This window comes from Streptomyces sp. YPW6 (genome assembly GCF_018866325.1).
GTDB lineage: Bacteria > Actinomycetota > Actinomycetes > Streptomycetales > Streptomycetaceae > Streptomyces.
In genome coordinates this window covers 5,175,995-5,189,464 of record NZ_CP076457.1, presented here as the reverse complement: position 1 = coordinate 5,189,464, position 13,470 = coordinate 5,175,995, and the positions used below count along the sequence as shown (strand labels likewise).

The window sequence follows — 13,470 nt, the reverse complement described above, 5'->3', positions numbered from 1 at the left end:
CGGCGCCGCGTCCGTATCGCCTCTCCGGCCGCTCGCCCGGCCCCGTCCGGCCCCGCAGTCCTGTCGAACACGTTCGCCCCCACCTGACCTCTGTACGCCCTGCGTCCCTGGCTACGACGCAGCAGGCGCCCGCGGGGTTGCACGGGCGCGTCAGGCCGCGGCCACAGGCCACCCGGGGCCGGGCCTGGGGACAGCCAGCCCCGGGTCGCCCGGAGCGGGCCCTCAGACGGCCGCCGGCTCGTCCTCCCCTATGCCCTCGCCTATGAACGTGCGCCACAGCCGGGCGTACAGCCCGTCCAGGGCGAGCAGCTCGTCGTGCGTCCCGTCCTCGGCGACGCGCCCGTGGTCCATCACCACGACCCGGTCGGCGCGGGCGGCCGTCGTCAGCCGGTGGGCGACCACCAGCGTGGTCCGGCGGCCGGTGAGCCGGTCGGTCGCCTGGTTCACGAGCGCCTCGGTGGCGAGGTCGAGAGCGGCGGTGGCCTCGTCCAGGAGCAGGACGTCCGGGTCGACCAGCTCGGCGCGGGCCAGGGCGATCAGCTGGCGCTGACCGGCGGAGAGGTTGCGGCCGCGCTCGGCGACCTCGTGGAGGTAGCCGCCCTCCAGCGTGGCGATCATCTCGTGCGCGCCCACCGCGCGGGCCGCGGCCTCCACCGAGGCGTCGGTGGCGTCGGGCAGCCCGTAGGCGATGGCGTCGCGGACCGTCCCGGCGAAGAGGTACGCCTCCTGCGGGACGACGCCGAGGCGGTGCCGGTAGGCGGTCAGGCCGAGCTCGCGGAGGTCGGTGCCGTCGGCGGTGACCCGGCCGTCGGTCGGGTCGTAGAACCGGGCGACCAGCTTGACCAGCGTCGACTTCCCGGCCCCCGTCTCCCCGACGAAGGCGACGGTCTGCCCGGCCGGGATGTGCAGGTCGATCCCGGTGAGGGCCTCCTCCTCGCCCCCGTACGCGAAGGAGACGTCCTCGAACGCGATCTCGCCGCGCAGCGAGAGCACGTCGAGCGGCTCGTCCGGATCGGCGGTCGAGGTGGGCTCGCGCAGCAGCTCCTGGATGCGGCCGAGGGAGACGGTGGCCTGCTGGTAGCCGTCGAAGACCTGGGAGAGCTGCTGGACGGGGGCGAAGAACAGGTCGATGTAGAGGAGGTAGGCGACCAGCGCGCCGACGGTCAGCGTGCCGTCGTCGATCCGGCCCGCGCCCACGATCATCACCGCGGCGGCGGCGACGGAGGCCAGCAGCTGGACGAAGGGGAAGTAGACGGAGATCAGCCACTGGCCGCGTACCCGGGCCTGCCGGTAGCTGTCGCTGCGCTCGGCGTAGCGGGCGGCCCCGTCGTGCTCGCGGCCGAAGGCCTGGACGATCCTGAGACCGGCGACGGACTCCTGGAGGTCGGCGTTGACGGCGCTGATGCGGGTCCGGGCCAGTTCGTACGCCTTGACGCTGCTGCGCCGGAAGAAGACGGTGCCGATGATCAGCACGGGCAGGGTGGCGAAGACGACCAGGGCGAGCTGGATGTCCAGGACGAGCAGCGCGACCATGATCCCGAAGAAGGTGACCACGGAGACGAACGCGGTGACGAGACCGGTCTGGAGGAACGTGGAGAGGGCGTCCACGTCCGTCGTCATCCGGGTCATGATCCGGCCGGTCAGCTCGCGCTCGTAGTAGTCCAGGCCCAGGCGCTGGAGCTGGGCGAAGATCTTCAGCCGGAGCGAGTAGAGCATCCGCTCACCGGTCCGGCCCGTCATCCGGGTCTCGCCGATCTGGGCGGCCCACTGGACGAGGACGACGACCAGCGCGAGGGCGGAGGCGGCCCACACCGCGCCGATGGAGATCCGGCTGACGCCCTCGTCGATGCCGTGCCGGATGAGGACCGGGAGCAGCAGGCCCATCCCGGCGTCGACGGCGACGAGCCCGAAGCTGAGGAGCAGGACCGCTCCGAAGCCGCGCAGCAGCCGGCGCAGCCCGTAGGACTCCTCCGGCCGCGCGGCGGCGGTCTCGTCGATCTCGGGGGTGTCGGTGGCGGGTGGCAGCGCCTCCACCTGGGCGAGGAGTTCGGGGGTGGCGGGCGTGCCGGCCACGGTGGTGTCCCGCTCCTCCTCCCGGCGGATCCACAGCTCGGGGGTGATGCCGCGCTCCGCGTCGAACTCGGCGTCCAGCTCCTCCAGGAGTGCGCGGTCGTCCTCGGGGGCGGCCTCGGGGCTCGGCGGCCGGTGGCCGGGCGAGGTGGCGCCCAGCTCGTCGGGGTCGGTGAGGAGGCGGCGGTAGAGGGCGGAGGTGCGCTCCAGCTCCGCGTGGGTGCCGACCGCGGCGACCTTCCCGCCGTCGAGGACGGCGATGCGGTCGGCGAGCTGGAGGGTGGAGCGGCGGTGGGCGATGAGGAGGGTGGTCCGCCCCGCCATGACCTGCTTGAGCGCCTCGTGGATCTCGTGCTCGACCCGGGCGTCGACGGCGGAGGTCGCGTCGTCGAGGAGGAGGAGCCGGGGGTCGGTGAGGATGGCGCGGGCGAGGGCGACGCGCTGGCGCTGGCCGCCGGAGAGGGTGAGCCCGTGCTCGCCGACGGTGGTGTCGTAGCCGTTCGGCAGGTCGGAGATGAACCCGTGGGCCTGGGCGGCGCGGGCGGCCGTCTCGATCTGCTCCTGGGTGGCGTCGGGGAGGCCGTAGGCGATGTTGGCGCGGACGGTGTCGGAGAAGAGGAAGCTGTCCTCGGGGACGAGCCCGATGGCGGCGCGCAGGGAGGCCTGGGTCAGCTCGCGGACGTCGTGGCCGCCGATGAGGACGGCCCCGTGGGAGACGTCGTAGAAGCGGGGCAGCAGGAGCGAGACGGTGGACTTGCCGCTGCCGGAGGCGCCGACGAGGGCGACGGTCTCGCCGGGTTCGACGGTGAGCGAGAACCCGTCGAGCACCGGGCGGTCCGCGGCGCCGCTGCCGCGATCCGCGTCCGCGTCCGAGCGGAGCGGGCCGTATCCGAACCGTACGTCGTCGAACTCGATCCCGGCCGGGGCGTCGGCGGGCAGTTCCTTGGTGCCGTCCCGCAGGGAGGGTTCGGTGTCGATCAGCTCCAGGACGCGCTCCACACCGGCGCGGGCCTGCTGGCCGACGGTGAGGACCATGGCGAGCATCCGGACGGGCCCGACGAGCTGGGCGAGGTAGGTGGAGAAGGCGACGAACGTGCCGAGGGTGATCTCGCCCCGGGTGGCCAGCCAGCCGCCGAGCGCGAGCATGGCGACCTGGCCGAGGGCGGGCACGGCCTGGAGGGCGGGGGTGTAGCGGGAGTTCATCCGGATGGTGCGCAGCCGCCCGGCGAAGAGCCGCCTGCTGACCTCGCGGAGCTTCCCGGTCTCCTGGTCCTCCTGCCCGAACCCCTTGACGACCCGGACGCCGGAGACGGCCCCGTCGACGACTCCGGCGACGGCGGCGGCCTGGCTCTGGGCGTACCAGGTGGCCGGGAAGAGCCGGGTCCTGGAGCGGCGGGCGATGAACCAGAGCGCGGGGGCCACGGCGAGGGCGACGAGGGTGAGCGGGAGGGAGAGCCACGCCATGATCACCAGGGAGATGAGGAAGAGCAGCACGTTCCCGATGGTCATCGGGAGCATGAACAGCAGCCCCTGGATCAGCTGGAGGTCACTGGTGGCCCGGCCGACGACCTGCCCGGTGGACAGCTCGTCCTGGCGTCTCCCGTCGAGCCGGGTGATCGTCGCGTACATGTCCGTACGCAGGTCGTGCTGGACGTCCAGGGCCAGTCGGCCGCCGTAGTAGCGGCGGATGTAGGTGGCGATGTAGACGAGGACGGCGGCGCCGATGAGCAGCCCGGTCCAGACGGCCAGGGAGCGGGTGTGATCGGTGACCACGTCGTCGATGATCACCTTGGTGATGAGCGGCACGAGGGCCATGACGGCCATGCCGCCGAGCGACGAGCCGAGGGCGAGCACGACGTTCCGCCGGTACCGCCACGCGTACCCGGTCAGCCGCCGGCCCCACCCCTGTCGCTCTGCGCCCGTCACGCGTTGCCTCCCCGTCCCGGTCGTTCCCGTCCCGATCGATCTTCCGGAAGGCTCCAACGCGCTGGGGGGCGGATTTCATCCCGCCGCAGCACAGGGGGGCACTTCGGGAACACGGCAACCGCCGAAAGGAGAGCACCCCTTCGGGTGAGACCGGCGGACCGCTCCCGGCGTCTCGCGGACCGGGCCGGCCCGGAACCGCCCGCCACGGAACGGGCGTCCGCGCCCGCCGCCGAAGCGACGACGGGCGCGGACCGGGACCCGGCATCGGCCCCAGGCTCGGGCCCGGGCCCGGAGAGGACGGCGGCCACCGGCTGAACCACCAGGCCCCGGCCTACAGATGCGTCGGCTCGAACATCCGCAGCAGCGCGGGAAGCACGACGACCGACGGCCCCGGGGTCGCCAGGGCCTTCGACAGGTCGGCGGCGAGCGAGTCCGGGCCGGTCCGGACCGCGGGGACGCCGAAGGACTCGGCCAGGGCGACGAAGTCCGGGCGGGCCAGCTCGGTGCCCGTGGACTCGCCGAAGGCTCCCGTCATGTACTCGCGGAGGATGCCGTAGCCGCCGTCGTCGACGATCAGCCAGGTCAGCGGCAGATCGTACTGGCGCGCGGTGGCCAGCTCCGCGATGGAGTACATCGCACCCCCGTCGCCGGAGACCGCGAGCACGGGCTTCGTCGGGTCGGCGGCGGCGGCTCCGATGGCGGCCGGGAAGCCGTAGCCGAGGCCGCCGGCGCCCTGGGCGGAGTGCATGGTGTTGGGGCGGCGGGCGTCGAACGCGGACCAGGCCCAGTACGCCAGGATCGTCATGTCCCAGAAGCTGGGCGCGGCGTCGGGCAGCGCCTCGCGGACGGCCGCGAGGACCTGCTGCTCCAGGGTGAGGTCCTGGGCCTCGATCCGGACCCGTACCTTCTCCAGCACCGTACGCACGCGCTCGGCGGCGCCCGGGTCCTCGCGGCGCTCGACGGCCTCCAGGAGGTCGGCCAGCGCCTCGCGGGCGTCGGAGTGGATGCCGAGGGCGGGGTGGTTGGACTCCAGCTTCCCGGCGTCCGCCTCGATCTGGATCACCCGGCCGCGCGGGCGGAAGGTGTGGTAGTTCGAGGAGAGCTCGCCGAGGCCGGAGCCGACGACGAGCAGGACGTCCGCGTCCTCCAGGAAGTCGGTGGTGTGCCGGTCCTCCAGCCAGGAGCGCAGGGACAGCGGGTGGTCCCAGGGGAACGCGCCCTTGCCGCCGAAGGTGGTGACGACCGGCGCGTCGATCTTCTCGGCCAGCGCCCGCAGCTTGCCCGACGCGTCGGAGCGCACGACGCCGCCGCCCGCGATGATCACGGGCCGCTCGGCTTCGGACAGCAGGTGCGCGGCGGCGATTGTCAGCTCGGGCCGCGGGTACAGCTCGCGCGGGGTGGCGTCCATGGCGCTGACGACGGGGAGCGTCGTCCCGGCCAGCAGCACGTCCTGCGGGATCTCCACCCAGACCGGCCCGTGCGGGGCGGTCAGCGCGGACTCCCAGGCGGCGGCGATCGCGGACGGGATCTGCGACGCGGTCCGCACGGTGTGCACGGATTTCACGATGTCCCGGACGGAGGCCTGCTGGTCGCGCAGCTCGTGCAGATAGCCGTGCCGCCCGCCGCCGAGCCCCGCCGTCGGGATCTGGCTGGAGATCGCGAGGACCGGCGCGGAGGCGGCGGCCGCCTCCTGGAGCGCGGCGAGCGAGGTGAGCGCGCCGGGCCCGGTCGACAGCAGCAGCGGGGCGACCTCGCCCGTGATCCGGCCGTACGCGTCGGCGGCGAACCCGGCGTTGTTCTCGACGCGGAGCCCGACGTACCGGAGCGAGGAGCGGCGCAGCGCGTCGAACATGCCGAGCGCGTGCTGACCGGGCAGGCCGAAGACGGTGGTCGCGCCGAGCCCCTGGAGGGACTCGACGACGAGGTCACCGCCGTTGCGGCCGGCCGGCGGGTTCAGCACGGCGGCGGCCTGGGCGGCGGCGAGCTGCGGCCGGTCGTCGTGGTCGTGGCTCACTGGGCGTCCCCGGCGCTCTCGGAGCTCCTGGAGGCCGCGATCTGGCGGGACATGATCGTCGTCAGCTCGTACGCGGCGTGGGAGGCGGCCACGGAGGTGATCTCGGCGTGGTCGTACGCGGGGGCGACCTCGACCAGGTCGGCGGAGACCAGGTGGCAGGAGGAGAGCCCGCGCAGGATCTCCAGCAGTTCGCGGGAGGTGAGACCGCCGGCCTCGGGGGTGCCGGTGCCCGGGGCGTGCGCGGGGTCGAGGACGTCGATGTCGATGGAGATGTACAGCGGCCGGTCGCCGATGCGCTGACGGAGCTGGTCGGCGACCTCGTCGACGCCGCGCCGCATGACGTCGGCGGAGGTGACGATGCCGAAGCCCATCTTCTCGTCGTCGGTCAGGTCCTGCTTGCCGTAGAGGGGGCCGCGGGTGCCGACGTGGGAGAGGGCGGAGGTGTCGAGGATGCCCTCCTCGACGGCCCGCCGGAACGGGGTGCCGTGGGTGTACTCGGCGCCGAAGTAGGTGTCCCAGGTGTCCAGGTGCGCGTCGAAGTGGAGCAGGGCGACGGGTCCGTGCTTCTTGGCGACGGAGCGCAGGAGGGGCAGGGCGATGGTGTGGTCGCCGCCGAGGGTCATCAGGCGGGCGCCGGTGCCCAGCAGGTCGTCGGCCGCGCCCTCGACGGTCTCGACGGCCTCGTTGATGTTGAACGGGTTCGCCGCGATGTCGCCGGCGTCGGCGACCTGGGCGAGGGCGAACGGGGAGGCGTCCTGGGCCGGGTTGTACGGGCGCAGCAGCCGGGAGGCCTCCCGGATGGCGTTGCCGCCGAAGCGGGCGCCGGGCCGGTAGGAGACCCCGGTGTCGAAGGGCACGCCGACCACGGCGACGTCGGTGCGCCCGACCTCGTCGAGGCGGGGCAGCCGGGCGAACGTCGCGGGCCCGGCGTACCGGGGGACGCGGGAGGAGTCGATGGGGCCGCGCGGCGTATCGGTGCTGCTCATGAGGGGGGTTTGCCTTTCCTTCGGTTTCGTACGGTGTCAAGTGTGCGGGCACTTCGGCCTGCCCGGCGACGTTCGGCCCGTGCGGCCGGTCTCGGCCCGTCCGGCGTTGGAGGACGTCCTGGAGGCCGGCCGGGACCGGCCCGAGGGTTCCGTCCTCACGCCCTCGCCGGGCTGGGGTGGGCCGGGTCCTGGTCCGGGGTCTCCGGGGCGGGCTCGCCGCGGCCCGCCAGCCGCTCGCGCCACTCGGCCAGCACGGCCGCGTCCGTCGGCGGCGTCGCCAGCGAGACGACGACGTACACGGCCAGCGACGCCAGCAGCCCGTAGTAGATCGGCTGGTTGGCGAGGATGCCGTAGTGCCACATCAGCCCGATCACCGCGACACCTCCCACGCACACCGCCGACAGCGCCCCGGCCGCGGTGCCGCGCCGCCACAGGAGTCCGCCGATGATCGGCACGAGCAGCCCGCCTACCAGCAGGTTGTAGGCCACGGTCAGGGCCTCGACCACGTCGTTGAGCGCGATGGCGATGACGATGACGGCGAGGCCCATGATGAGGATGAACGCCCGGTTCCCCCTGACCTCGTCGTGCGGCTCGTCGCCGCCGCTCTCGCCCCGGCCGACGACGCCCCGCAGCCGGGACCAGATGTCGTTGTTGGCGACCGTGGCGCAGGCGATCAGCGCGCCGGAGGAGGTCGACATCACGGCGGCCAGCGCGGCGGCCAGCACGAGCCCGCGCACCCCCATCGGCAGCTGGTCCTTGACGATCGTCGCGAAGGCGGTGTCCGCGCTCGCGAGGTTCGGGTACATCACCTTGGCGGCGGTGCCGATGACGGCCCCGGCGATGGCGTAGACGAGGCAGTACGTACCGGCGACCGTCCCGCCCCACCGCGCCGTCGAGTCGCTGCGCGCGGTGAAGACGCGCTGCCAGATGTCCTGCCCGATGAGCATGCCGAAGGTGTAGATCAGCACGTAGGTGAAGATCGTCTCGCCGCCGATGCCGAGCGGGTCGAAGTACTCGGTCGGCAGCTGGGCCTTCATCTCGCTGAAGCCGCCCGCCTTGACCACCGCGATGGGCAGCAGGAGCAGCAGCAGTCCGATGGTCTTGACGACGAACTGGACCATGTCGGTCAGGGTGATCGACCACATGCCGCCGAGCGTCGAGTACGCGACGACGATGGCGCCGCCGAGGACGATGGCGACGGTGCGGTTCACGTCGAACAGGACGTCGAAGATGGTGGCGTACGCGATGGTCGAGGTGACCGCGAGCATCAGGGTGTACGCCCACATCACGACGCCGGAGATGATTCCGGCCCGTCCGCCGTAGCGGAGGTCGAGCATCTCCGAGACGGTGTAGACCTTCAGCCGGGCGATCCGCGCCGAGAAGAAGACGGACAGCGCCAGGAGCCCCAGGCCGATGGTGAAGACCATCCACGCGCCGGAGAGCCCGTACTGGTAGCCCAGGCCGACGCCGCCGATGGTGGAGGCGCCGCCGAGGACGATGGCCGCGATGGTGCCGGAGTACATGGCGGGCCCGAGGCGGCGTCCGGCGACCAGGAACTCGCTCTTGGACTTGGCGCGGCGCATGCCCCACCAGCCCATGGCGAGCATGCCGGCCAGGTAGACGACGATCACGGCGTAGTCGACAGCCATGGGCTTTCCTCCGTCTCGGGCAAACAGATGTGCGTGCGAGGAAGACGGTAGGTGGCCGAAAGCCGACGCTGAAGTGTACGTTTCCTCCATTCTCGTCACACCGAATGGATGAACCGTCCATGCCGATCCCGCCCGCAGGCACCACTCCCCCACTGCCCCCGGCCCCGGGGACGCCGTCCCCGCCCCCCGGCCCGCCGACTCCGCCCATCCCCCTGGCGGAGCTGCTGGCGATCAAGGACCTGGGGCTGCGCCGGATCGCGGGCCCGGCCGAGGCCGAGCTGCTCTGGGTGCACACCTCGGAGATGGCGGACCCGTATCCGTACCTTCTCGGTGGCGAGCTGCTGCTGAGCGCCGGGGTGCTGCTGACGGACCCGGACCACTACGTCGGCCGACTGGTGGAGGCGGGGGCCGCGGCGCTGGGATTCGGGGTGCGCCCGGTGCACGAGACGGTGCCCGGGGCACTGACGGAGGCGTGCGACCGGCAGGGCCTGCCGCTGCTGGAGGTGCCGCCGGAGACCCCGTTCACGGCGATCGCGCGGGCGGTGTGGCGGCTGATGGCCGAGGCGCGCCACCGCGAGCTGCGCCGGGTGACCCGCGCCCAGCAGGCCCTGGCGACGGCGGCGGCCCGCCCCGACCCCGTACCGGCGGTCCTGCACCAGCTCGCGGCGCAGCTCGGCGGCCGGGCGGTCCTGCTGACGGCACGGGGCGAGGAGGTCCACGCGGCGGGCCGTCCCCTGCCCCCGGAGACGGCGGTAGCCCTGTCCCGCCTGACCCGTGTGGTGGCGCGCGAACGCCCCGGCTCCCCCGCGTCGGCCACCGACACCCACGGCGGCACGCATCTGTCGGCGTACGCGCTGGGCGGCGGAGAGGGCCTGGTCCTGGCTCTGGCGGCCGGGCAGCGGGAGTCGGGCGACCACACCGTGGCGGGCATCGCGGTGGTCCTGCTGTCGCTGCTGGCCGCCCCGCACCAGGGCGCGGACGCGGCGGGCCGTTCGGCGGCCCTGGTCCGCATGCTGCTGGGCGCCGACCCCGCCGCAGTGGCCCCGCTCCTCGGAGCGGCCGGCCCCTGGAGGGTGGTCCACGCCCGCCGCACGGACGGCACCCCGGCGGACGCGTTGACGGCCGGCGCCCTGGGCGCGTCGCTGGGCACGGCCCTGGTCGACGCGGGACGCGGGGGCCCCGAGGCCGTACGGCTGCTCCTGCCGGGCACGGGGGCGCAGGGCGAGGCGGTCCGGCCCCTGCCGGAGGCGGGCGGGATCACCCCGCAGCCCGGCTGGACGCTCGGCGTGTCCGCCCCTACCCCCGTCACCGCGCTCGACGCCGCCGACGCCCTGGCCGCCCGCGCCCTGACCCACGCACAGGCGACCCGCGCCCCCCTGGCGGTGGACGCCCCCGTGCGCGGCCTCGCCGCCCTGGTCCCGCCCGAACAGGCGGCCGCGCACGCCCGCGCCCTCCTCGCCCCCCTCACCGAGCCGCTGGCCGACACCCTGCGCTGCTGGCTCTCCCTGCACGGCAACTGGGACCGTACGGCGGTGGCGCTCGGCATCCACCGCAACACCGTGCGCCAACGCGTCGGGCGGTGCGGGAAGTTGCTCGACGCCGACCTGGACGACATGGACGTACGGGCGGAGCTGTGGTTCGCGCTGCGGCGGGGGTGAGCGGCGGAGGAGCAACCCGGCGCGTGCCCCAGGGCCCCCGGTCTGCCGCAGTGACCCGACATCCCGTCTCAGGACACCGGCGGCAGCCGGTTCCCCGAACCCGACGCACGTGACTTCGACGCGCCGGCTGCCGGGGTGAGCGTCGCCCCCTGCCCCTGCCGGACCGGAAAGCAACTCCTCGGCGAGGCTGCCCCGCGCCGCCCGCCGCCTCGGATCACGGCGCCCACGTGCTCCTGCGTCAGCGCCGGGGCGTGCGGAGGTGAATGCGTTCGCCCTGCTTTCCGAAAAGGCTGAGCACGTCCACGCTGCCGCGTCCGGCGGCACCGAACCAGTGCGGCAGCTGACAGTCGAACTCGGCGGCTTCGCCCTCGCCCATGACGAAGTCGCGGTCGCCCAGCTTCACACGAAGTCGCCCGCGCAGCACGTACAGCCACTCGTACCCTGCGTGGACCCGCAGGTGCGGCTCTTCGTCGTGTGCGGGGATGACCATCTTGTAGGCGCGCGGCTCTCCCTGATGGCGCGACAACGGAATCAGTTGCCGGCCGTCTCTCGTGGTGGGGCGCTGCGGCACACGGGGGTCATGGATGCGGGGTGCGGCGACGATCTCGTCGAGGGGGATGCCGAGCGCCGCGACGACCGGCAGAAGAAGCTCGAGGCTCGGCTTGCGCTGCGCCGACTCCAGCCGGGACAGGGTGCTGGTCGAGATGCCCGTGGCGCGTGCGAGGTCGGCCAGGCTGACGCCCTTCCTGTCGCGCGCGCTGCGCAGGCGGGGGGCGATCTGCTCGATCGCCGCATCGACACTCGGTTGACGGCCCATGGGAGGCAGCCTGCCCATGCGTCCCGGAATCGGCAAAAGTATTTGTCGAAACCGACAATCCGTTCCGATCCTGGCGATGGAGGTGATCCGAATGGACACAACAACGCAGCCGGGAAGCGGATCGGCGCCGGAGGGCCTGTGGGACGCCGTCGTCATCGGCGGTGGGGCCGCGGGCCTGACGGCAGCAGTCGTGCTGGCGAGGGCGCGGTTCGCCACGGTGGTCGTTGACCGTGGCGAACCGAGAAACCGCCTGGCCGACCACATGCACGGGTACCTGACCCGGGACGGCATGGCGCCCGGGGAGTTCGTGACACAGGGCAGGAAGGAGTTGGCTCGTTACGGCGGGACGATCCTGCCGGCCTCGGTGGCCGAAGCACACCGGATCCCGGACGGCACGTTCCGCCTGCGCCTGGACGACGGCCGCACCTTGCGTACCAGATCGGTACTCGTGGCGACCGGGCTGACCGACGACCTGCCTGCCATCCCGGGCCTTGCCGAACGGTGGGCCTCGCAGGTGCTCCACTGCCCCCATTGCCACGGCTGGGAGCTTCGGGGTCGCGCCGTCGCGGTGATCGGCGGTGCGGCGGGAGCCGTCTCCGCTCACCACGCGGCGCTGATGCGCCGGCACAGCTCGTCGGTGACGTTCTGCGTGAACGGCTCCGAGATCAGCGACGCCGCACGGCGACGCCTCACCGCGTACGGCGTGCGACTGGTCGACACACCCGTCACGCGGGTGTCGTCCGCCGCCGACCCCACGGGCGGGGAACCGATGACGATCGAGTTCGACGGCGGCGAGGCGTTGTCGTGCGGGGCCGTCTTCGTCGCACCACGCCCGGTCCCGCACGACGCGGTCCTGAAGATGGTGGGCGCGGGCGAGAATCCCGAGAACGGACTGGTTGCCGTCGACCAGCAAGGTGCCACGGATGTACCCGGGGTGTGGGCGGCGGGGAACGTCGTCCATCCGCGAGCCCAGGTCGTCGCCGCTGCGGGCGCGGGATCGACCGCCGGCATCGGCATGGCCGGCTGGCTTCTCGAACAAGAGCTGTCCGCCGCCGTCCCGGACCAGCACCGTGACGCCGGAGGGGTGCACCGATGACCAGTGGCACCGCGGTGACATCCCGAAAGCCGACGTCCGACGGCCTGCCCGCCGGTGTGTACGTGCTCGGCTTCAGCCTCTTCGCCATGGGCACCGCCGAGTTCCTGCTGGCCGGCATCCTGCCGGAGGTGGCGTCCGATCTGGACGTCACGCTCTCCTCGGCCGGCTTCCTGATCACAGCGTTCGCGCTGGGGGTCGTGATCGGCGGTCCGCTCTTCGCCATGGCCAGTCTGCACTGGCCCCGCCGCACCACGCTGATGGTGACCCAGGGTGTCTTCGCAGCCAGCATCGTCGTGGGACTCCTGGGCGACTACCAGGTCCTGCTGATGAGCAGAGTGGTTGCCGGCATCGCCTATGCGGGCTTCTTCGCCGTCGCGACGGTGACGGCGATCAGTCTGGTGACACCGGACCGGAACGCCCGGGCTTCGGGAGTCGTGGTCAGCGGGCTCAGTGCGGCCATGGTCGCCGGTGGTCCCGCAGGGACGCTGATCAGCCACTTGACCCAATGGCAGGTGGGCTTCTGGGTGGTCGTGGCCCTGACGCTCGCCGGGATCCTCGGGTGTCTCCTCCACCTGCCCGCGGCCGAGTCGGGCCACGCCCGGCTCACCGGACCGAACCTGTCGCGGGAGCTCTCCATCCTGCGGAGACCGATGCTCTGGGGCATGTTCGCGGTCACCATCCTGACCACCGCGGCCTACATGATCACCTTCAACTACCTGGCCGCCATGCTGGAAGAGATCACCGCCCTGCCCGAGGTCTGGATCCCGGCGATCCTCGCTCTCTTCGGGATCGGCGCCTTCATCGGCCTGTCCATCGGCGGCCGCATCTCCGACCAGCGCCCTCACCTCGCACTTCTGACCGGGGCGTCGGCGATCGTGATCCTCTCGGCCGTCATGGCCGTCGCGATCGAGCACGTCTGGGCGGTGGTTCCCACGGTCGTTCTGATCGGCATCGCCGCGTTCGTGGTGAACCCGGCCATCTACGGGCGCGTCTTCACCGTCGCGGCCGACGCACCGACCCTGGCCGGCGCCGCTACCGTGTCGGCGTTCCAGCTGGGCATCAGCATCACGCCCGCCCTGGCCGCCGTCTCCCTCACCCAGGGCGCGGCTCTCAACTCGGTGTGCCTGATCGGGGCCGCCCTCGGTGCGGCCGCCGTGCCGCTCATCCTCCTTGACCGGGCACGCCAGGCCCGACCGGCTGCCGGCGTCTGACCTGCTTCCTCAGCGAGGTCGGGGCCAGGAACAAGGAGTCCGT

At 73.0% G+C, this 13,470-nt stretch carries 8 protein-coding genes; 3 read left to right on the top strand and 5 right to left on the bottom strand.

Annotated features, from left to right (window positions below):
• Window positions 1-222: 222 nt before the first annotated feature.
• The 4 genes from KME66_RS22940 to KME66_RS22925 form a co-directional block, all read right to left on the bottom strand.
• The gene (locus KME66_RS22940; RefSeq protein ID WP_216325398.1) at window positions 223-3,996 is read right to left on the bottom strand and encodes an ABC transporter ATP-binding protein; all 3,774 of its coding nucleotides are present in this window, start codon (window positions 3,994-3,996) and stop codon (window positions 223-225) included.
• A gap of 331 nt (window positions 3,997-4,327) precedes the next feature.
• Complete coding sequence (locus KME66_RS22935) at window positions 4,328-6,010, bottom strand: thiamine pyrophosphate-binding protein (protein ID WP_216325395.1); 1,683 nt, start codon at window positions 6,008-6,010, stop codon at window positions 4,328-4,330.
• Complete coding sequence (gene speB / locus KME66_RS22930) at window positions 6,007-6,996, bottom strand: agmatinase (RefSeq protein ID WP_073216335.1); 990 nt, start codon at window positions 6,994-6,996, stop codon at window positions 6,007-6,009. Before speB ends, KME66_RS22935 begins: the two co-directional genes overlap by 4 nt.
• Before the next feature lie 155 nt (window positions 6,997-7,151).
• Window positions 7,152-8,645, bottom strand: a complete 1,494-nt coding sequence (locus KME66_RS22925) for a sodium:solute symporter (RefSeq protein WP_216325392.1) — start codon at window positions 8,643-8,645, stop codon at window positions 7,152-7,154.
• Window positions 8,646-8,764: 119 nt separating this feature from the next.
• Between KME66_RS22925 and KME66_RS22920 the strand changes: the two genes are divergently transcribed.
• Window positions 8,765-10,303 (top strand): PucR family transcriptional regulator, encoded by a 1,539-nt coding sequence (locus KME66_RS22920; protein ID WP_216325389.1) that lies wholly within the window; start codon window positions 8,765-8,767, stop codon window positions 10,301-10,303.
• A gap of 238 nt (window positions 10,304-10,541) precedes the next feature.
• On the opposite strand, the gene KME66_RS22915 is transcribed toward KME66_RS22920, so the two are convergent.
• Entirely contained in the window at window positions 10,542-11,120 is a 579-nt protein-coding gene (locus KME66_RS22915; protein ID WP_216325386.1) for a helix-turn-helix domain-containing protein, read from the bottom strand.
• Between KME66_RS22915 and KME66_RS22910 the strand changes: the two genes are divergently transcribed.
• On the top strand, window positions 11,119-12,216 hold the full coding sequence (locus KME66_RS22910) for an NAD(P)/FAD-dependent oxidoreductase (protein WP_253208450.1): 1,098 nt from the start codon (window positions 11,119-11,121) through the stop codon (window positions 12,214-12,216). The genes KME66_RS22915 and KME66_RS22910 overlap by 2 nt on opposite strands.
• Window positions 12,213-13,427 (top strand): MFS transporter, encoded by a 1,215-nt coding sequence (locus KME66_RS22905; protein ID WP_216325383.1) that lies wholly within the window; start codon window positions 12,213-12,215, stop codon window positions 13,425-13,427. The genes KME66_RS22910 and KME66_RS22905 overlap by 4 nt, the downstream gene beginning before the upstream one ends.
• Window positions 13,428-13,470 lie beyond the last annotated feature (43 nt).

Excerpts from the sequence above, each read along its gene's own strand:
- speB (WP_073216335.1), bottom strand. The coding sequence starts at position 6,996 with ATGAGCAGCACCGATACGCCGCGCGGCCCCATCGACTCCTCCCGCGTC.
- KME66_RS22925 (WP_216325392.1), bottom strand. The coding sequence starts at position 8,645 with ATGGCTGTCGACTACGCCGTGATCGTCGTCTACCTGGCCGGCATGCTC.
- KME66_RS22920 (WP_216325389.1), top strand. The coding sequence starts at position 8,765 with ATGCCGATCCCGCCCGCAGGCACCACTCCCCCACTGCCCCCGGCCCCG.
- KME66_RS22910 (WP_253208450.1), top strand. The coding sequence starts at position 11,119 with ATGGGAGGCAGCCTGCCCATGCGTCCCGGAATCGGCAAAAGTATTTGT.
- KME66_RS22915 (WP_216325386.1), bottom strand. The coding sequence starts at position 11,120 with ATGGGCCGTCAACCGAGTGTCGATGCGGCGATCGAGCAGATCGCCCCC.
- KME66_RS22905 (WP_216325383.1), top strand. The coding sequence starts at position 12,213 with ATGACCAGTGGCACCGCGGTGACATCCCGAAAGCCGACGTCCGACGGC.